We start from the raw sequence: 19,717 nt of genomic DNA, 5'->3' as shown, positions 1-19,717 counted from the left end.
TCGTTTATCCCTGTTTGACTTTGAGCGGCAGCACGCGAACCGGATCGCCGGCCTTCACGTCGAGCGCGGCGGCATCGTCGGCCGACAGCACGAACGCGCCGTTCGCGACCACGCCCGGCGCGACGCCGACGCGGAAATCGTCGAGCGACGTGTTCGACACGAGCGACTTCGGTACGTTGTCGGTTGCGTCCGGCACGCCGATCGCGACCGGCACGACGACGCTCTCGCGCACCGTGCGCAGGTCGTTGACGTGGCATTCGAGCACCGGGCCCGCGTCGAAGATGTCGACGTGATTCTGGTAACGCAGCCCTTCGGCCTCGAGCATCTTGCGGGCCGGCAGCGTGTCGCGGTGCGTGAGGCCGACCGCGTCCTGCGCGTCCTGCGGCAGCAGGTCGACGTACACCGGGTAGCGCGGCATCAGTTCCGCGAGGAACGACTTGCGGCCGTGCGAGCTGAGGTAGTCGGCCGCGTTGAAATCGATCTGGTAGAAGTGCGAACCGACCGCGCGCCAGAACGGCGACGTGCCGTCCTCGTCGAAGTGGCCGCGCAGTTCCGCGCAGATGCGCTCCGGAAAGCGGTCGCGGAACTGCGCGATGAACATGAAGCGCGAGCGCGACAGCAGGCCGCCGACGCCGCCCGTGCGATAGCGCGGGCTCAGGAACAGCGAGCACACTTCCGCGTAGCCCGTCAGGTCGTGCGAGATGTTCAGCGCGGACATCCGCGTCCACACGCCGAGTTCCTGGCTCGCGTGCACGACCGTGCTCACGCGGTAGTTGTAGAACGGCTGCTCGAGGCCGACCTGCGTCTCGATCCCGCACACGCCCGCGATGTCGCCCGTCTTCGAATCTTCCATCACGAAGAAGTAGCCGGCTTCGCCCGGCGCCGCCTTGCCCTCCAGCGTGCGGCGCGAGCGTTCGATGCGCGCGGCGAGCGCGTCGCGGTCGGGCTTGAACGTGGTCAGGCCCGGCCCGGTTTCCTGCGCGAGCGACACGAGCGCGTCGACGTCGCCCGTTTGTACGACACGAACGACGATCATGTTGCGTCTCCCTTCGATTCTTCATCGTCGCGGCGATGCAGCGGCACGCAGCGCACGACATCGCCTTCCTTCACGTCGAGCGCCGCGCGCACGTCGCCGGCCAGCGGCGCCTCGGCGCCCCGCGCGTCGGCGGTCTCGCCCGGCAGGTCGGCCAGCACGCAGCGGAACGATTCGCCGCTGCCCGTCGACACCAGGTACGCGACGTCGCCCTGCTGATGCGCGGCCTCGCGCACGACGCGCTCCGCGCCGTGCTTCACGCACGCGGTGCGATCGACCTGCGCGGTCAATACCGGGCCCGCGTCGAAGATGTCGACGAAGCGGTCGGGCTCGAAGCCTTCCTCGAGATGGATGTCGTATGCGAGCAGCGCCGTTTCGTTCGGCTCGCCGAGCACGCGCTGTGCGGCTTCCGGCAGCAGCGGCACGTAGAGCGGATAGGCCGGCATCACTTCGGCGATGAACGTGCGGCTGCGGCCGCCCGATGCGATGTCGACGTCGGTGAAATCGCGGCCGAAGAACTTGCGGCCCACCGCTTCCCAGAACGGCGATGCGCCGTTGCCGTCGCTCACGCCGAGCAGCAGCGTGAATACTTCGGGCGTGAAGCGGCGGCGGTTCGCGGCGATGTACATCATCCGGGCGCGCGAGATCAGGTGCGCGGCCGCGTCGCCGCGCAGCGACGGATCGACGTAGAAGCCCGCGAGCCGGCTCTTGCCGGTCAGCTCGTGCGACATCGTGAGCGCATGGATCTTGCGGTTCACGTGCAGCTCGCGCGACGCGTGGATCAGCGCGTCGTTGCGGAACGCGTAGAACGGTTCCGAGTAGCCGGCCGCGGCCACGATGCTCGCCGTGCCGAGCAGCTTGCCGGTCGACGAATCCTCGAGTACGAAGAGGTAGAACTCCTCGCCGGCGAAGTCGACGTCCGCGCGAAACGAATCTTCCGAGAGCGCCACACGCGCTTCGAGCGCCGCGCGGTCGTGCGGCAGCGAGTGCAGGACCGGCTGCGCGGTGCGCGCCATGTGCGCGAGCGCATCGAGATCCGTGAGTTTGCCGGGGCGAACAAATAGCATCGTCGTTCCTGTCTGCGATGGGGGCGCCGATCAGCGCGCGGTGGCTTCCTGGGCCGCGACCACCTGCTCGACTGCCTTCTCGAAGCGCTTCACGCCTTCGTCGAGCAGGTCGAACGGGATCACGAGCGACGGCACGAAGCGCAGCACGTTCGGGCCGGCGATGAGCATGATCAGGCCTTGCTCGGCGGCGGCGGTGACGAAGTCCTTCGCGCGGCCGTCGAATGCGGCGGTGAGTTCGGCGCCGACCAGGAGGCCCTTGCCGCGGATGTCCTTGAAGATGCCGAAGCGCGCGTTGATGCGTTCGAGCGCGCCCTTCAGGCGCACGCTGCGTTCGCGCACGCCTTCGAGCAGGGCCGGGTCGCCGATCAGTTCGACGACCTTGTCGGCGATCGCCGATGCGAGCGGGTTGCCGCCGTACGTCGTGCCGTGCACGCCGACCTTGAAGTGCGCGGCCAGTTCGTTCGTCGTCAGCATCGCGCCGATCGGGAAGCCGTTGCCGAGCGCTTTCGCGGTCGTCAGGATGTCGGGCGTGACGCCCGTGTCCATGTAGGCGTAGAACTGGCCCGTGCGGCCGACGCCCGTTTGCACTTCGTCGAAGATCAGCAGTGCGTCGTTCGCGTCGCACGCTTCGCGCAGTGCCTTGAGGAACGCCGGATCGGCGGGAATCACGCCGCCTTCGCCCTGCACCGGCTCGACGATCACCGCGCAGGTTTTCGGGCCGATCGCGGCCTTCGCGGCTTCGATGTCGTTGAACGGCAGGTGCCTGATGCCTTCCGGCACGGGGCCGAAGCCTTCCGAGTATTTCGGCTGGCCGCCGACGCTGACGGTGAAGAACGTGCGGCCGTGGAACGACTGCACGAACGACACGATTTCGACCTTGTCGGCGCCGTGGCGGTCGAAGGCGACGCGGCGCGCGAGTTTCAGCGCGGCTTCGTTCGCTTCCGCGCCCGAGTTCGCGAAGAATGCGCGGTCGGCGAAGGTCAGCGATTCGAGGCGCTTCGCGAGGCGCAGGACCGGTTCGTTCGTGTAGCCGTTGCCGATGTGCCAGAGCTTGCGGCCTTGTTCGTCCAGCACCTTCAGCAGTTCCGGGTGGCCGTGGCCGAGTGACGTGACCGCGATGCCGCACGCGAAGTCGATGTATTCACGGCCGGCCGTGTCCCATACGCGCGAGCCCTCTGCACGGTCCGGCACGAACGGCGCGGGAGAGAATACCGGCACCATCACTTCGTCGAATGTCTGGCGGGTCACGGTCGAGGTCGTCATGGTCGTTCCTTTCGGTTTCGTAAGAGGGTTCAACAGGATCAAGTTTAGGTAAGGGCGACGCAAGCGTCTTGCGGAATTGCGACGGGTTCTATCGGAAGGTTTGGGTTTTGCCCTTCCGGGCAGGTCGGTTGGTTGATGTGGGTCGGTATTTTGCGGCTTTTTCTCGCTGTCTCGGGGGCGCTTCCGGGGTCGTGAAATTCCTGTGATCGTGTCGGTCTATTAGCGTCGCCCCTGCGCGGGGCAGCGGTCACTTTTCTTTGTCTTGCCAAAGAAAAGTAACCAAAAGAAAGGCGCTCAGATAACGCATGACTTACCGGTGCCATGGCGCCCCAGAGTGGTCCGCACAAAAGTGTCCGCGCCAGCCACGAACCCGGAGTGGTTCGAGCAATGGTTCTGACACCACTCGCTACCCCACGGAGTGGTATACCGTCCGCTAGCTCCATCCTCGCTGCGCTCGGCTGCAAGGTACTTCAGGGCGGGCGGTTGCGTTCGTGCTTCCTCCATCGGGCGTCGACGGCCAGGCACTTTTTCTGCTCTTCGCATTTGCGTATCCGAATCGTTTGACCATCGGTGTCTTCGCGAGACGATGTATTTGCGCCCCCATTTTTCTCGCGAGCAGAACGGCGAATTCCCGTTTATCGAAAGCACGTTGGGGCGCGTTGTCGGAATTGGTTGGGATGGACCTGTCGGCCGAGCGAAGCGAGGACGGAGCTAGCGGGCGGTATACCGCTCCGTGGGGTAGCCAGTGGTGTCAGAACCATTGCTCGAACCACTCTGGGGTCCTGACTGGCGCGGACACTTTTGTGCGATCCACTCTGGGGCGCCATGGCACCGGTAAGTCATGCGTTATCTGAGCGCCTTTCTTTTGGTTACTTTTCTTTGGCAAGACAAAGAAAAGTGACCGCTGCCCCGCGGAGGGGCGACGCTAATAGACCGACACGATCACAGGTACTTCACGAGAGAGCAAACCGCACCACCGAACACCACCCCGAACATCACCCCCGGCCATCACCCCTTCTCGCGCTCGACGAGCGCCCCTCCACGAGGTTCACTGCCGCCGCCAGTCTGCTTCTCGAGCCACGCTCGCCGATCTTCCCGAGGCGTGACTCCGAACCTTTCGCGGTAAGCGTTAGAGAAGTGCGCGGCAGAAGAGAACCCACAAGCGAGAGAAACCTGAACGACCGACTTGCTGGTCCGCTGCAACTGCGTCCGAGCCTTGAGCAGCCGAAGATTGAGGTAATACTTCGAGGGCATCGCCCCGAGATACTGCCGAAAGAGCCGCTCCAGTTGCCGGCGTGAAACGCCGACGAGCCCGGCGATCTCATCGGTCGTCAACGGATCTTCGATATTGGCTTCCATCAAAAGCAAAGCATCATTCAACCGAGGATGTCGCTCACCGGGCGCGGTAACAAAAGGAATCCGCTGCCGCTCCTCACCGCTGCGCAGCGTGCCGGCCCCAAGCGCATCGGCAATCCGCTCCGCGAGGTCCGCCCCATGTTCGCGGCCAATCATGGCCAGCATGAAATCGACGGTCGCCTGCCCACCGGCACAGGTCGCCCGATCGCGATCGATCTCGAAGATCTGCTGCGTGACGATCGACCGCTCGAACTGCTCGGCGAACTGCTGATACGTCTCCCAGTTCACGCTCACGCGATACCCGGAAAGCTGCCCCGCCATCGCCAGCCACCACACGCCGTGATGAATGCCGGTCACAACGGGGGTGCGCTGCCCAACCCGCGCGAGACTCGCGAGAAACAACCGATAATCGGCAAACTGCTGAAACCGCTCCGACACGACGATCAACCAGTCGCACGCGATCGCATCGTTGAACGCCGCATCGGCATGCCACTGCGCGCCGCCCGCGAGCGGCACCGGCCGCCCATCCCACGAACACACCTGCCAACGGTACAAAAGCCGCCCGTCGATCTCGTTCGCGAGATTCAGCGCATCGACGATCGGCCCCACGCCCGACATCGACACGGGCGGCAATGCAACGATCGCCACCTGCGTCGTGCGGGTGGCGCCTGCGGGACGAGACACCGGTACCACGTTGAAACCCGCCCTGTCGCGTTACTTGAGGCTGCCCGACAGGAACTGCTTGAGCCGCTCGCTCTGCGGACGCACCAGCACCTCCTTCGGATCGCCCTCTTCCTCGGTCCGCCCCTGATGCAGGAACATCACGTGGTTCGACACGTTGCGCGCGAATCCCATCTCGTGCGTGACGACGATCATCGTGCGGCCTTCCTCGGCCAGCTTCTGCATCACCTTCAGCACTTCGCCCACCAGCTCCGGATCGAGCGCGGAAGTCGGCTCGTCGAACAGCATCACGTCAGGATGCATCGCCAGCGCCCGCGCGATCGCCACGCGCTGCTGCTGGCCGCCCGACAAATGCGACGGATACTGCTTCTCGACGCGCGGCGGCAAACCGACCTTCTCCAGATACTCGCGCGCACGCTCCTCGGCTTCCTTCTTCGAAATGCCGAGCACGTGCACGGGCGCCTCCATCACGTTCTCGAGCACGTTCATGTGCGCCCACAGGTTGAAGTGCTGGAACACCATCGCGAGCTTCGTGCGGATGCGCTGCAACTGCTTGTGATCGGCGACTTCGAGCGCGCCGGCGCGGTCGGTCTTCGTGCGCACGGCCTCGCCGTCGACGACGATCTGCCCCGCATTCGGCCGCTCGAGGAAATTGATGCAGCGCAGAAACGTGCTCTTGCCCGACCCGCTCGCGCCGATGATGCTGATAACGTCGCCGGCCTTCGCGTTCAGCGACACGCCCTTGAGCACCTCGTTGTCGCCGTAGCGCTTGTGGATATCGACCGCGGCAAGCTTGACGGAAGCGGACGCGCTCGTTTGAGTGATCTCGGCCAACTGGCTCTCCTCGAAGTAATTCAGTGACGGGCGGCCGCGAGATACGCGAGCCAGTGGCGCTCCGCGCGGCGAAACGCCGCGACGAGTGCGAACGATACCGCAAGATAGATCAGCGCGGCGATCCCGAATGACTGGAACGCCATGTAGGTCGCGGAATTGGCGTCGCGCGCGACCTTCAGGATGTCCGGCACGGTCGCCGTGAACGCGACGGTCGTCGCGTGCAGCATCAGGATCACCTCGTTGCTGTACAGCGGCAGCGCACGGCGCAGCGCCGACGGCAGGATCACGCGGCGGTACATCGTGAACGGCGACATCCCGTACGCGCGCGCCGCCTCGACCTCTCCATGCGGAATCGCACGGATCGCTCCGGCGAAGATCTCGGTGGTGTACGCGCAGGTGTTCAGCGCGAACGCGAGGATCGCGCAGTTGAAACCGCTGCGGAAAAACGCGTCGAGCAGCGAGTGCGAGCGCACGAACTCGAGGCTGTACATGCCCGTGTACATCAGCAGCAACTGCACGTAGAGCGGCGTGCCGCGGAACACGTACGTGTAGAACCGCACGGGCGTCGACACCCACTTGTTCCTCGACACGCGCGCGACCGCGAGCGGCACCGCGCACACGAAGCCGAGCGAAATCGATGCGACGAGCAGCCACAGCGTGACCGCGAGGCCGGACAGGCGCTGGCCGTCCCAGAAAAGGAACGCCTTGCCGAATTCCTGGAGGATCTCGATCATAGTTCTGCGTGCCGCACGCCCATGGAATAACGCTTCTCGAGCTGGATCAGCACGAGGTTGGAAACGGTCGTGATCGCAAGGTAGATCAGCGCCGCGACGAGGATGAAGAAGAACATGTTGAACGTGCTCTTGCCGGCGTCCTGCGCGGCCTTCACGACGTCCGCGAGACCGATGATCGACACCAGCGCGGTCGCCTTCACGAGCACCTGCCAGTTGTTGCCGATGCCCGGCAGCGCAAAGCGCATCATCTGCGGAAACATGATCCGCGCGAACACGCGCGCGCCGCTCATCCCGTAAGCCGCACCGGCTTCGAGCTGGCCGCGCGGCACCGACAGGAACGCGCCGCGAAACGTCTCGGTGAAGTACGCGCCGTAGATGAAGCCGAGCGTCAGCACGCCGGCCACGAACGGATCGATGTCGATCTGGTTCCAGCCGACGAGGTCGGTGAACTGGTTCAGCCAGATCTGGATGCTGTAGAACAGCAGCAGCATCAGCACAAGATCGGGCACCGAGCGGATCAGCGTCGTATAACCGGTCGCGATCGCTCGCAGCACCCGGTTGTGCGACAGCTTCGCCACCGCGCCGATCAGCCCCAGCGCCACCGCGGTGGCGAGCGACAGCACCGACAGCTCGATGGTCTGCACGGTGCCGGCCCAGAGGACGGGACCAAAGCCGTAAAGGAACACGCGCGTCTCCAGAGTTGAATGAATGCCGACGCGCATGCCTGTCCCGCGCCGGAGTGACGCGGATAGTCGCAAGCGAAATTATTTGCCTCAAATCACCATGCGCGCGATTGCTGCGTCGCAACAATTCGTCCCACCATTTCTGCACACGACCTACGCCGCTGTTTCAAAAGGAAAAAAACCGCTCCCTGACAGTCGGATGACATGCCGGGAAGCGGTTTTTTTGCAATTTTCCGGTCGCTTTTTCGATATAGCGCCGGACTGGCCATCGGGCCGAATGGGCAGGTCGGGACGTACACCACACAATCGCTCGCTCATGCCCGCGACGCGCTGCGCGACTGGCTGAAGAAGCGCCGCGCGTGAGCGTCACCGCTCTTTCAGGATGTCGGAGCGCGAAGTCGTGTAGACGAGCCCGTCCGGGCCGAAATGGACGTTGAAGAACGCGTCGGTGTTGACGCCGTCCTCGAGCCAGCGCCAACTCCAGACCGTCTCCGGCTTCAGCGGATACTGCGCGATGTCGCCGGGCTTGCCGAGCAGGCGCCGCACCTCGTCCTCGTCCATCCCCGGGCGCACTTTCGCGAAATTCTCGGCGGTCAGCACCTGCGTCGCGCCCGTGTAGCGCCCGTTCGCATCGAGATCGACGAACCAGGTCTGGTTGCCCATCGGGCCGCGCGGATATTCGAGACGCTTCGAGCCGTCGGTGAACGTGCGCTCGGTCTCGGGCTTGCCCATCGTGCCGCGCACGTCGGCCTCGGTCGATTCGCCGACCTTCAGCCCCTTCAGCAGCAGCGGCGCGGGCTTGATCGCGTTGAAGAAATCCCTGATACGTTGCACGTCGAGATGGCCCTGGTCGTCGCAACCGGTCAGCGCCAGCGCGGCGGCCAGCATCGTCACGGAAAGCAGCCGGAAACGGAAAATCATCGGAAGAATGGCGCGTGGAGAAAACACGCGGCAAGGATACCCGCGCGACGCCAAAAGCGCGAGACGTGCCGCGCGGGGCGTCCGCTGTTCAATGCGTCGTTTCGGTTTCGGTCCGGGTTTCGGGCGCCCGATTCGCCGGGGGCGCCGCGCGCGGCCCGGCCGGCGGTGCGCCAAGGCGGCGGCGCGTGCGCACCAGCTCGGCAAGCTGCCACGAGCCGAGCGCGAGGCAGCCGAACAGCACCTCGCGGCCGCGCTTGACCACCGCGAGCGACAGCGCCGTCTCGCGGTCGACGCCGAACATCTGCGCGAGCAGCACGACGGTCGCCTCCTGCACGCCGAGCCCGCCCGGCACCATGAACGCCGCATGCCGCACGGCCTGCGTCATCGCCTCGATCGCGATCGCGCCGCCGATCGACACCGGGTGGCCGAGCAGCGCGAGCGCCCAGTAGATCTCGAGCGCGCCGAGCACGTAGCCGGCCAGTTGCCAGAAGAACGCGCTGAACAGCAGGCCCGTGCGCGACATCAGCGAATCGATGTCGGCGTCGAGCCGGCGGCCGTCGACGCCCTGCAGCAGCCGGTGCGAATCGCCGAGCAGGCGGCCCGCGAAACGCTCGATCGCATGGAAGATGCCGCCGCGCCGCATCAGCACCACGCCGAGCACCGGCAACGGCAGCGTCAGCAGCAGCGCGAGGCCGATCGTGCCGCCGCCCATGTTGTCGGTCGTCGCGAGCAGCAGCACGAGGCCGAGCGCCGCGAACGCATACTGGACGACGATCGTCACGAGCACTTCGACGATCACCGACGCGGTCACACGGCTCGCGTCGGGCACCTGCCAGCGCGCGAGCCGGATGCCGACGATCTCGCCGCCGATGCCGACCACCGGCAGCAGCCGGTTCACCGCCTCGCGCACGGTCGCGATCCACCACAGGAACGGCAGCGAGCCGCGCCGGTCGAGCAGTTGGTGCCATGCGTACGCATCGAGCAACAGCGGCAGCGCGTGGAACGGCACGAGCCACAGCAGCGCGTAGCCGGCGCGCGCGAGCATCTGCGATACGTCATCGACGCCCTCGTGCAGCCCCAGCGCGAGCAGGATGCCGATGCCGATCGGCCAGCCGAGCCACTTGATCCACTTGCTCATGACGGCTGCGCTCCCGCTGCGCGCGACGCGTGCGCGCCACGTCGTGCCGCAGGCCCGCCGAACACGTCGGCGAAGCCGCCGGTCGCGACGCCCGCCGCCTTCAGCGCGGCCGCGACGCGCGGCGACAGCAGCGCATCGAGTTCGTCGACCGGGCGATAGCCGGCCATCGTCGGCGTGATCGGGCCATCGCCCGCTTCGGCCGGATGGCAGTAGATCTCGCCGACGCCCGGCGGCAGCTTCGCGAGCGCGTCGAGCAGCACGGCCTCGTCCATCGCGCCCGTATGCTCGATGCCGACCACGTAGTCGTTGTGCGCGAGCCCCGCGCGGTCGAGCCGCGCGCGCACGAGCGCGATCCACGGCTTCAGCAGCGCGGGCGCGCTCGTTTCGTACGGCAGCCGCACCGCGCGCAGCCCGTAGTCGCGGCCGATCTCGACGATCATCGACAGCACGGTCGGATGCAGGTGGAAATGCTTGTGCGCGTTCACGTGGTCGAGCGGCAGGCCGCTCGCCGCGAACGCGTCGAACTGCGCACGGATTTCCCGGCGCAGTTGCGCGCGCACGTGCGGCAGAAAGAAGAAGCGACAACCGTCCTTCGCCATCGCGTCGCCGAAGCGCCCGTCGGGCCCGACGAGCGCGGGAATCTCATGCGCGGGCAGCGTGGCCGGGCCGTCCGCGAGCACCAGATGCAGCCCGACCGCGAGCGACGGCAGCCGCCGCGCGCGCTCGATCGCATCCTGCGCGGCGGGTGCGCCCACCATCAGGCTCGCGGCGTTCAGCACGCCGTCGCGGTGCGCGCGCTCGACCGCCGCGTTGACGCGCGGGTGCAGCCCGAAGTCGTCCGCGGTGAAGATCAGCGCCCGCGCCGCCCGCTGCGTCGCCACGGATCAGGCCTCGTGCGCGCGCAGGAAGCGGAAGAACTCGACGCCTTCGCGCAGGCGCCGCTTCATCATGTCCCAGCTCGTCAGCATCTCGCGCACGATTTCCCAGATCTTCGACGGACGGAAGTAGAACTCGCGATAGAACTGTTCGAGGTGGTGATAGATCTCGTCGCGCGACAGGTGCGCATAGCCGATCGCCGCGAGCTGCACGCCCTCCTTGCTGACGAGGTTGATCGTCTTGTTCTCTTCCATCCAGCCGTTTTCGACGGCCTGCTTGTACAGCGTCGTGCCCGGATACGGTGCGGCGAGCGACACCTGGATCGTGTGCGGGTTGATTTCCTTCGCGTACTCGATCGTCTTCTTGATGGTTTCCTTCGTCTCGCCCGGCAGCCCGAGGATGAAGGTGCCGTGGATCTTGATGCCGAGCTTCTTGCAGTCCGCGCTGAAGCGGCGCGCGAAATCGGTGCGCACACCCTTCTTGATGTTCACGAGGATCTGGTCGTCGCCCGATTCGAAGCCGACCAGCAGCAGGCGCAAGCCGTTTTCCTTCATGATCTTCAGCGACTTGTACGGCACGTTGGCCTTCGCGTTGCACGACCAGGTCATGCCGAGCTTGCCCAGGCCGATCGCGATGGCTTCGGCGCGCGGCAGATCGTCGGTGAAGGTGTCGTCATCGAACATCAGCTCCTTCACTTCCGGCATGTTGTCGCGGATCCACTTCGCTTCCGCGAGCACGTTCTCGACCGAGCGCGTGCGGTAGCGATGCCCGCTGACCGTCTGCGGCCACAGGCAGAACGTGCAGCGCGACTTGCAGCCGCGGCCCGTGTAGATCGACACGTACGGATAGTTCAGGTAGCCGATGAAGTAGTTGTCGATCTTCAGGTCGCGCTTGTAAACGGGCGCGACGAACGGCAGTTCGTCCATGTTCTCGAGGATCGGACGCGCTTCGTTGTGCTCGATCGAGCCGTCCTTCGCGCGCCAGCTCAAGCCCTTGATCTCGGCGAACGGCTTGCCTTCGGCGAGCTCCTTGCAGGTGTAGTCGAATTCCTCGCGGCACACGAAGTCGATGGCGTCGCTCGCCGTGAGCGAGTTGTGCGGATCGACCATCACCTTCGCGCCCACCATGCCGACCAGCATCGACGGCTTCATCTTCTTCAGATCCTGCGCGAACATCGCGTCGGTCGGGAACGACGGCGTGCTCGTGTGGATGATCACGAGATCGTAGTCGTTGGCGATCTTCAGCGTTTCCTCGACCGACAGGCCGTCGGCCGGCGCGTCGACGACGCGGCTGCCCGGCACGAGCGCGGCCGGCTGCGCGAGCCAGGTCGGATACCAGAAGGAACGGATTTCGCGCTTCGCCTGATAGCGCGAGCCGGCTCCGCCGTCGAAGCCGTCATACGAAGGGGCCTGCAAGAACAGCGTTTTCATGAATGCTCCGGTAGCCTGCATAGTTCGTTTCGTTACAACGATTCAGTCAAAAAACCGCGGGCCGCCATGCCGGCGCCCGCCTCTTCGTCATGTCGCGCCGCGCGGCTGCGCCGTGCGACGCGTGTCGGCCCGCGGGCCGGGTCCGATCGCCAGCCCTAGCGGCCGTCCACTGCTTCCACGGCCGCCGTCGCGCGTTCGCCGCCGACGACCGTCATCCTCGCGCCGCGCCACACGACATGGGTGCCGAACACGGCCGCCAGCCACTCGAGCGCGAGCAGCGTGTCGCGCACCGCGACGAGCGGCAGGTCGCGCCAGAACGCGCGCCAGCCGTCCTCGCCGCGCGCGTGCAGCACGAGCCGCCCGAATGCGCCGAGCGCGGCCGCCCCGCCCGCCAGCGTGCCGGCGAAGGTGCCGTCGAGGCGCCACGCGAGCGCCGCGCCGATCGCGAGCCACGGCGCGGTAAACGTGATGAACAGGAACGCGAAGCCGGCGGGGTTCAGCGAACGGATCGTACGCAGCCAGCGCGTCTCGCGGCGCCACAGCGGCCCGAACGACGGTTCGATCACGTCGGTCGCGACCTCGACCTCGGACAGCACGGTGCGCCGCCCGAGCCGACGCGGCAGCTCGGCCAGCCAGAAATCGTCCGCCAGTTCGTCCTTCAGTGCGAAGAGGCCGCCGATCCGCTCGAGCGTGTCGCGCGTGAGCGCGAGCGTCGCGCCGAAGCCGAAGCGGCTCGAGCGGCCGAGGTGCGTGATGCGCACCGACGGCGCGAACCAGGCGTCGACGAACTGCGCGCCGATCCGCGTCCAGAAGCCGCCGACGCTGCGCGCATGATACAGGCACGTGACGACCCCGACCGACGCGTCGGCGAGCGGCGCCGTCACGCGCTCCAGATAGTCGGGCTGCACCGCGATGTCGCTGTCCGCGATCACGATGCGCCCGTATTTCGCGCGCTCGGCGAGATTGATCAGGTTGCTGACCTTCAGGTTCTTGCCGTGCACGCGCGCGTCGACCACGAGCGTGATGTCGCACGCCGGATGAGCGGCGCGCAGCCGCTCGACGACGGCGATGGCCGGATCGGCCGGCGATGCGACGCCGAACAGCACCTCGTAGCAAGGGTGGCGCTGCGTGCAGAAGGTCGCGAGGTTGTCGTACAGGTGCGGCTCCGCGCCGCACAACGGCTTCAGCACGCTGACCGGCTCGAAGCCGTCGCGCACCGCCGTGCGCGGCGTGCGCGGCCGCGGCGCGAAGGCCGCGACGAGCGCATAGCCGGCCGCGGCGAGCGTGAACGCGATCAGGAGCCAGTCGAGCAGCGTGACGATCGGCGTCATGCGCGACGCCTCCCGGCGACCTGGGCGCCATGGCAAACGCTCGAGCGTGATTGAACGTGATGCGGTATTCCGACTACGACGAACGCGGGCACGACCCGACTCCTTGTTCCTGCAGCGTCTGTAATGGGGGAGGCACGACCCGTCGTTCGGGTGCGGCCATGCCCGGCTTCGCGTGGCGTATCCCCCGTGCAGCGCCCGGGCGGCATGCGGGAAGACTCGAATGGCTCCATCGGCACAAGATGGGCAGGCGCCGGATTTTAACAGTCCGCGCCCCCCGGTGCTCGGCGTTCCGGGAAACGGACTAGTGCAATTCCAGCAAAGCTGAGCGGTCGACGAGCCCGATCGGCCCGGCCACGTTCACGTTAGCGTAAGTACTTTGCAGGCGTATTGCAGTCTTTAAAATCAGACATTTCGTGCAAATTTGTATGTCGATGCGGTTTCATTTCCAATCGCCGTAAAGTTTGGTCATTAATTGGCGATTGAATTGATTTTTGCAACGATCATCGCAAGGAACCCTGCGCCCCTGTAAGGCGCATGGGTATGCGCGCGCCGCCAGCACGTTCCGGAACCCTTTGGCAAAATCGTTGGCGTTTGTTGCGTCAGCGCATCACCACGCCACCCGTTTCGAAGGTCTTCCGATGACACCGTTTTCCGTACTCGATCTCGCCCCCATCCCGGCCGGCGCCGACGCCTCGCAAGCGTTCCGCAACACCGTCGATCTCGCGCAGCACGCGGAACGCTGGGGCTACCGGCGCTACTGGCTGGCCGAGCATCACAACATGCCGGGCATCGCGAGCGCGGCCACCGCCGTCGTGATCGGCCACGTCGCGGGCGCCACGCGCACGATCCGGGTCGGCTCGGGCGGCATCATGCTGCCGAACCATGCGCCGCTCGTGATCGCCGAACAGTTCGGCACGCTCGCGTCGCTGTATCCGGGGCGCATCGACCTCGGCCTCGGCCGCGCGCCCGGCACCGACCAGACCACGTCGCGCGCGCTGCGCCGCGACCTGATCGGCAGCGCGGATTCGTTTCCGGACGACGTCGCGGAGCTGCAGCGCTACTTCGCGGAGCCGGTGCCCGGCCAGCGCGTGCGGGCGGTGCCCGGCGCAGGGCTCGACGTCCCGGTGTGGCTGCTCGGTTCGAGCCTGTTCAGTGCGCAGCTCGCGGCAATGCTCGGGCTGCCGTTCGCGTTCGCGTCGCACTTCGCGCCGGATTACCTGATGCGCGCGCTCGAGATCTATCGCGCGCAGTACCGGCCGTCGGCCGCGTGGCCGAAGCCGCACGCGATGGTGGGCGTCAACGTGTTCGCGGCCGAGACCGACGACGAGGCACGGCGCCTGTTCACGTCGCTGCAGCAGCAGTTCATCAACCTGCGGCGCGGCACGCCGGGCAAGCTGCCGCCGCCCGTCGACGTGCTCGAGGCGAACGAACTCGAACTCGCGACCGTCGCGCATTCGCTGTCGTTCGCGGCGGTCGGCTCGCGCGACACGGTGCGCGACAAGCTGCGCGAGCGCATCGCGCAGACGGGCGCCGACGAGCTGATCATCACCGCGCAGATCTACGATCACGCCGCGCGGCTGCGCTCGTTCGAACTGGCCGCGCAGATCCGCGACGAGCTCGCGAACGAGGCAGGCTGACCGCCCGACGGCGCGCGGCCGGCGGCCTGCTCCGCGTCACTGCGGGCGCACGGCCTCCAGCCCGTCGAGCAGCGCCTTGTGGAACGCGTCGGGGTCCTGGATCTGCGGCGCGTGCCCGAGCGCCGGGAATTCGACGAGCTGCGCGCCGGGAATCGCGGCCTGCGTGCGCTTCGCGAGCTCCGGATAGCGGCCGAGCTTCGCATGCACGTCGGGCGGCGCGGCGTCCTTGCCGATCGCGGTCGTGTCCTTGTCGCCAATCATCAACAGCGTCGGCACGCGGATCGCGCCGAATTCGTAGACCACCGGCTGCGTGAGGATCATGTCGTAGATCAGCGCGGAGTTCCACGCGACCGCGTCGCGGCCGGCGCCGCGATACATCCCGGCGAGCATCTGCACCCAGCGCTCGTACGACGGCGACCACTTGCCCGCATAGTAGGTCGCCTGCTCGTAGCGGCGGATGCCGTCGGCCGTGGTCTTCTGCTCGCGCGCATACCAGTAGTCGACCGACAGCGGCGGCACGCCGAGCGCCTTCCAGTCCTCGAGGCCGATCGGGTTCACGAGCACGAGCTGGTCGGTCGCCTTCGGATACATCAGCGCGTAGCGGACCGCGAGCATCCCGCCCGTCGAATGGCCGATGATCGTCGCCGACTTCACGCCGACCGATTCGAGCAGCGCGTGCGTGTTGCGCGCGAGTTGCTGGAAGCTGTACTGGTAGCGCTCGGGCTTCGACGACTTGCAGAAACCGATCTGGTCCGGCGCGATCACGCGATAGCCGGCGCGGCTCAGCACGTCGATCGTGTCTTCCCAGGTCGCCGCGCAGAAGTTCTTGCCGTGCAGCAGCACGACGGTGCGGCCGTTCGGGTGCGCGGGCTGCACGTCGAGGTACGCCATCTCGAGGGTTTCCCGCTGCGACACGAACGCGTACACGTGCACGGGCGCCGGATACGCAAACCCTTCCAGCCGCGGGCCGTACGCGGGCCCGTCGTTGGCGGCGGGCGTCGCGGCAACGCCCGCAACGGGCAGCGCGCACGCGGCGGCGGCGCTCGCGCCGAGCACCGCGGCACGCGCGACGGACAACATCTTGCAAATCGAAAGCATGGCGATCACGGTGATGGGGGGACGCGCGCGGGCCGCCGGAGTGCAGCGGGACGGGCTCGCGCCCCGCGATTCTACGCGCTCGCGTGACGACGGCGCGCAACACTCCGGGGCCGCGCGACTTCCGCGCGTATGACGAACTCGGGTATCGTGTGACGTGACCCTGAAACGCGTGCAGGCGAATTCCCATGAAAAACGTCCTCAGCATTCAGTCGCACGTCATCTACGGCCATGCCGGCAACAGTGCGGCCGTGTTCCCGATGCAGCGCCTCGGCGTCAACGTCTGGCCGCTCAACACCGTCCAGTTGTCGAATCACATGCAGTACGGCCACTGGGCCGGCAGCGCGATCGATGCCGCCAAGATGGAACAGCTCGTCGACGGCATCGCCGCCATCGGCGCGCTCAAGCGTTGCGACGCGGTGCTGTCCGGCTTTCTCGGCTCGCCGCCGCAGGCGCGCGCGGCGGTCGAGATCGTGCGCTCGGTGAAGGCGATGAATCCGAACGCGTGGTACTTCTGCGATCCGGCGATGGGCCAGACGGGCGGCATCCGGCCCGAGCCCGGCGTCGAGGAATTCATCGTCCAGGAGGTGCCCGCGCTCGCCGACGGCATGTCGCCGAACCATACCGAACTGCAGAAGCTCGCCGGGCGGCGCATCGAGACCGTCGCCGAAGCCGTCGACGCCTGCCGCGCGCTGATCCGCCGCGGCCCGCAGATCATCCTCGTCAAGCACCTGCACGACCGCAACAGCCCGGCCGACCGTTTCAACATGCTCGCCGTCACCGAAACCGAAGCGTGGATCGGCCAGCGGCCGCTGTATGCGTTTCCGCGCCACCCGGTCGGCGTCGGCGACCTCACCAGTGCGATCTTCGTCGCGTGCCGGCTGCGCGGCGACTCCGTGCGCGCCGCGTTCGAACACACGCTCGCGGCCGTGCATGCGGTCGTGAAGGCCACCTACGACGCACGCCGTTACGAACTCGAACTCGTCGCCGCGCAGGACGAGATCGCCCGCCCGAGCGAATGGTTCGGCGCGTGGGTGACCGACGCCTGACGCGCCGGCACCGCGTTGCGCTGCTCCGCCGCGCTGCTTTCCTGCTTTCCCCGTTACACCACGACCGCCTTCGATGCGCATCCCGATACCGGTTCGCCGTCCATGCAAACGTTTCCGGACTTCACATGAATGACACCGATTCCTCGCTATGCTCGCGGCGGCACGCACCGACGCAGCCGCATCCTGCGATTCGGTGCGCGCCTTTCCCGCAGGTCCCGCCAATCGGCTCCCCCTTTACCGCACGATAACGACCATGACCCGATCGAACCGTCGTGACTTCCTGCGCGTCGCCGCCGGCACTGCCGGCGCCGCCGCGCTGAACCTGTTTCCGCCCGTGATCCGGGATGCGCTCGCGATTCCCGCGAACCGCCGCACCGGCACGATCCGCGACATCGAGCACATCGTGATCCTGATGCAGGAGAACCGCTCGTTCGACCACTACTTCGGCACGATGCGCGGTGTCCGCGGCTTCGGCGACCCGCGCCCGTTGCGCCTCGCGAACGGCAAGTCGGTGTTTCACCAGCCGGTCGGCCCGGCCGAACTGCTGCCGTTCCACCCCGGCGCGGACAAGCTCGGCCTGCAGTTCCTGCAGGACCTGCCGCACGGCTGGCAGGACATGCACGCCGCGTGGAACAAGGGCCGCTACGACCAGTGGGTGCCGAACAAGGGCACCACGACGATGGCGTACCTCAAGCGCGACGACATCCCGTTCCATTACCAGCTCGCCGATGCGTTCACGATCTGCGACGCGTACCACTGCGCGATCCCGAGCTCGACCGACCCGAACCGCTACTACATGTGGACGGGCTACGTCGGCAACGACGGCACGGGCGGCGGCCCGGTGCTCGGCAACGAGGAAAAGGGCTACGGCTGGACGACTTATCCGGAAGTGCTCGAACAGGCCGGCGTGTCGTGGAAGATCTACCAGGACGTCGGCACGGGGCTCGACGCGAACGGCTCGTGGGGCTGGACGCAGAACCCGTACATCGGCAACTACGGCGACAACTCCCTGCTCTACTTCAACCAGTACCGCACCGCGCTGCCCGGCACGCCGCTGTACGACAAGGCGCGCACCGGCACCAACATCAGCGCCGGCGGCACGCTGTTCGACGTGCTCCAACAGGACGTGAAGAACGGCACGCTGCCGCAGGTGTCGTGGATCTGCGCGCCGGAAGCGTATTCCGAGCACCCGAACTGGCCCGCGAACTACGGCGCGTGGTACATCGAGCAGGTGTTGAAGGCGCTCGTGTCGAATCCCGACGTGTGGAGCAAGACCGCCCTCTTCATCACGTACGACGAGAACGACGGCTTCTTCGATCACGTGCCGCCGCCGTTCGCGCCGCAGTCGCGCGAGAACGGGCTGTCGACCGTCGCGACGACCAACGAGGTGTTCGCCGGCGACGCATCGCACATGGCCGGCCCGTACGGGCTCGGGCCGCGCGTGCCGATGCTGGTCGTGTCGCCGTGGACCAAGGGCGGCTGGGTCTGCTCGCAGACCTTCGATCACACGTCGCTGCTGCAATTCATCGAGGCGCGGTTCGGCGCGCAGTATCCGGTCACGGCCGCCAACGTGTCGCCGTGGCGTCGCGCGGTGTGCGGCGACCTGACCGCCGCGTTCGATTTCGCGACGGCCGACGCCGGCTGGCCGACGCTGCCCGATACGAGCGGCTACGCGCCGCCGGATCGCAATCGCCACCCCGATTACATCCCGGTGCCGCCGGTGCTGCAGAAGCTGCCGAAACAGGAAGCCGGGCTGCGCCCGGCGCGCGCGCTGCCGTACGAGCTGTTCGTGCACGGCCGCGTCGAAGCCGCGAACGGCCAGTTCCGGCTGACCTTCGCGAACACGGGCCGCGCGGGCGTCGCGTTCCAGGTCCAGTCGCGCAACCGCGTCGACGGCCCGTGGACGTACACGGTCGAAGCCGGCAAACGCATCGCCGATACGTGGAGCGCGGCCGCGTCGCTCGGCCTGTACGACCTCGACGTGTACGGCCCGAACGGCTTCTACTGCCATTTCCGCGGCCCGTTCGCGACCGGCGTCGGCAGCGCGAACGTGAACCCCGAAGTGATCTACGGCTACGACGTCGCGAACGGCAACATCACGCTGCGCCTGATGAACCGCGGCCACAAGGCCGTGCGGCTCAAGGTCACGAACGCGTACGGCCACGGTCACGCGCGTACGTTCGATCTCGCGCCGGGCGCGCACGTCGACGATTACTGGGACTTGCGCGGCAGCCACGGCTGGTACGACCTGACCGTCAGCGACGGCCGGCAGCTCGGCTTCCTGCGCCGCTTCGCCGGCCACGTCGAAACGGGCCGCCCGAGCACCAGCGACCCGCTGATCCGCACGACCGCGTCGCACGACGACGCCGAGGCCGCATCGGACGCCCTGTCCGACTGACGTCGGCCCACGCGCGGCGCGGCCCCGGCAGGCCGCGCCGCGCCCTTGCCCCGCACCGCTCCCCCCTTCTCCGCACCCGTTCCGTTCGCGACGGGAAACTCCCGATACCGGCCGTGGCCGGTCGCGCGGAAGCTATGCGCAAATCCGCATCGAATGCGCGGCAAATTTCCAAGACCCGCGCATATCGGCGA

The 19,717-nt window shown here is 67.0% G+C and carries 16 protein-coding genes; 3 read left to right on the top strand and 13 right to left on the bottom strand.

Translation table 11 applies throughout. The annotated features are described in order from the left end of the window. Nucleotides 1-4: 4 nt before the first annotated feature. From astA to hpnI, 12 genes are all read right to left on the bottom strand, one after another. Complete coding sequence (astA, locus tag CFB52_RS05840) at nucleotides 5-1,036, bottom strand: arginine N-succinyltransferase (RefSeq protein WP_099316222.1); 1,032 nt, start codon at nucleotides 1,034-1,036, stop codon at nucleotides 5-7. Then, nucleotides 1,033-2,100 carry an arginine/ornithine succinyltransferase subunit alpha gene (gene aruF / locus CFB52_RS05835; protein ID WP_099316221.1) on the bottom strand — a complete coding sequence of 356 codons (1,068 nt, stop codon included), beginning with the start codon at nucleotides 2,098-2,100 and terminating at the stop codon, nucleotides 1,033-1,035. Before aruF ends, astA begins: the two co-directional genes overlap by 4 nt. 30 nt (nucleotides 2,101-2,130) lie before the next feature. After that, on the bottom strand, nucleotides 2,131-3,363 hold the full coding sequence (locus CFB52_RS05830; protein ID WP_099316220.1) for an aspartate aminotransferase family protein: 1,233 nt from the start codon (nucleotides 3,361-3,363) through the stop codon (nucleotides 2,131-2,133). A gap of 1,008 nt (nucleotides 3,364-4,371) precedes the next feature. After that, nucleotides 4,372-5,412, bottom strand: a complete 1,041-nt coding sequence (locus CFB52_RS05815) for a GlxA family transcriptional regulator (protein WP_059573963.1) — start codon at nucleotides 5,410-5,412, stop codon at nucleotides 4,372-4,374. A gap of 21 nt (nucleotides 5,413-5,433) precedes the next feature. After that, nucleotides 5,434-6,234 carry an ABC transporter ATP-binding protein gene (locus CFB52_RS05810; RefSeq protein ID WP_006488736.1) on the bottom strand — a complete coding sequence of 267 codons (801 nt, stop codon included), beginning with the start codon at nucleotides 6,232-6,234 and terminating at the stop codon, nucleotides 5,434-5,436. A 20-nt stretch (nucleotides 6,235-6,254) separates the two neighbouring features. Continuing rightward, entirely contained in the window at nucleotides 6,255-6,968 is a 714-nt protein-coding gene (locus tag CFB52_RS05805) for an ABC transporter permease (RefSeq protein WP_059573964.1), read from the bottom strand. Beyond that, nucleotides 6,965-7,654 carry an ABC transporter permease gene (locus CFB52_RS05800; protein ID WP_006488734.1) on the bottom strand — a complete coding sequence of 230 codons (690 nt, stop codon included), beginning with the start codon at nucleotides 7,652-7,654 and terminating at the stop codon, nucleotides 6,965-6,967. Before CFB52_RS05800 ends, CFB52_RS05805 begins: the two co-directional genes overlap by 4 nt. A 363-nt stretch (nucleotides 7,655-8,017) precedes the next feature. Next, complete coding sequence (locus CFB52_RS05795; protein WP_099316219.1) at nucleotides 8,018-8,572, bottom strand: hypothetical protein; 555 nt, start codon at nucleotides 8,570-8,572, stop codon at nucleotides 8,018-8,020. 88 nt (nucleotides 8,573-8,660) lie between these two features. After that, nucleotides 8,661-9,710: a lysylphosphatidylglycerol synthase domain-containing protein gene (locus CFB52_RS05790; protein ID WP_099316218.1), complete on the bottom strand. Its 1,050-nt coding sequence runs from the start codon at nucleotides 9,708-9,710 to the stop codon at nucleotides 8,661-8,663. Beyond that, complete coding sequence (gene hpnK, locus CFB52_RS05785) at nucleotides 9,707-10,591, bottom strand: hopanoid biosynthesis-associated protein HpnK (RefSeq protein WP_060965776.1); 885 nt, start codon at nucleotides 10,589-10,591, stop codon at nucleotides 9,707-9,709. The genes CFB52_RS05790 and hpnK overlap by 4 nt, the downstream gene beginning before the upstream one ends. A gap of 3 nt (nucleotides 10,592-10,594) precedes the next feature. Further along, the gene (gene hpnJ / locus CFB52_RS05780; RefSeq protein ID WP_306532324.1) at nucleotides 10,595-12,037 is read right to left on the bottom strand and encodes a hopanoid biosynthesis associated radical SAM protein HpnJ; all 1,443 of its coding nucleotides are present in this window, start codon (nucleotides 12,035-12,037) and stop codon (nucleotides 10,595-10,597) included. Between the two features lie 134 nt (nucleotides 12,038-12,171). After that, nucleotides 12,172-13,347: a bacteriohopanetetrol glucosamine biosynthesis glycosyltransferase HpnI gene (gene hpnI / locus CFB52_RS05775; RefSeq protein WP_099316217.1), complete on the bottom strand. Its 1,176-nt coding sequence runs from the start codon at nucleotides 13,345-13,347 to the stop codon at nucleotides 12,172-12,174. A gap of 638 nt (nucleotides 13,348-13,985) precedes the next feature. On the opposite strand from hpnI, the gene CFB52_RS05770 reads away from it, so the two are divergent. Beyond that, nucleotides 13,986-14,984 (top strand): LLM class flavin-dependent oxidoreductase, encoded by a 999-nt coding sequence (locus CFB52_RS05770; protein WP_059573969.1) that lies wholly within the window; start codon nucleotides 13,986-13,988, stop codon nucleotides 14,982-14,984. Nucleotides 14,985-15,020: 36 nt separating this feature from the next. On the opposite strand, the gene CFB52_RS05765 is transcribed toward CFB52_RS05770, so the two are convergent. Further along, nucleotides 15,021-16,082, bottom strand: coding sequence for an alpha/beta fold hydrolase (locus CFB52_RS05765; protein ID WP_099316216.1), 1,062 nt, complete (start codon nucleotides 16,080-16,082; stop codon nucleotides 15,021-15,023). 185 nt (nucleotides 16,083-16,267) lie between these two features. On the opposite strand from CFB52_RS05765, the gene pdxY reads away from it, so the two are divergent. Both pdxY and CFB52_RS05755 read left to right on the top strand, forming a co-directional pair. Next, on the top strand, nucleotides 16,268-17,128 hold the full coding sequence (pdxY, locus tag CFB52_RS05760; RefSeq protein ID WP_060313304.1) for a pyridoxal kinase PdxY: 861 nt from the start codon (nucleotides 16,268-16,270) through the stop codon (nucleotides 17,126-17,128). 253 nt (nucleotides 17,129-17,381) lie between these two features. Next, entirely contained in the window at nucleotides 17,382-19,526 is a 2,145-nt protein-coding gene (locus tag CFB52_RS05755) for a phosphocholine-specific phospholipase C (RefSeq protein WP_099316215.1), read from the top strand. Nucleotides 19,527-19,717: the final 191 nt, after the last annotated feature.

The sequence above is a fragment of the Burkholderia sp. AU18528 genome, assembly GCF_002223215.2.
GTDB classification, from domain to species: Bacteria; Pseudomonadota; Gammaproteobacteria; order Burkholderiales; family Burkholderiaceae; genus Burkholderia; species Burkholderia semiarida.
The sequence above is the reverse complement of the archived record's forward strand: the minus strand, read 5'-3'. Positions and strand labels throughout refer to the sequence as shown.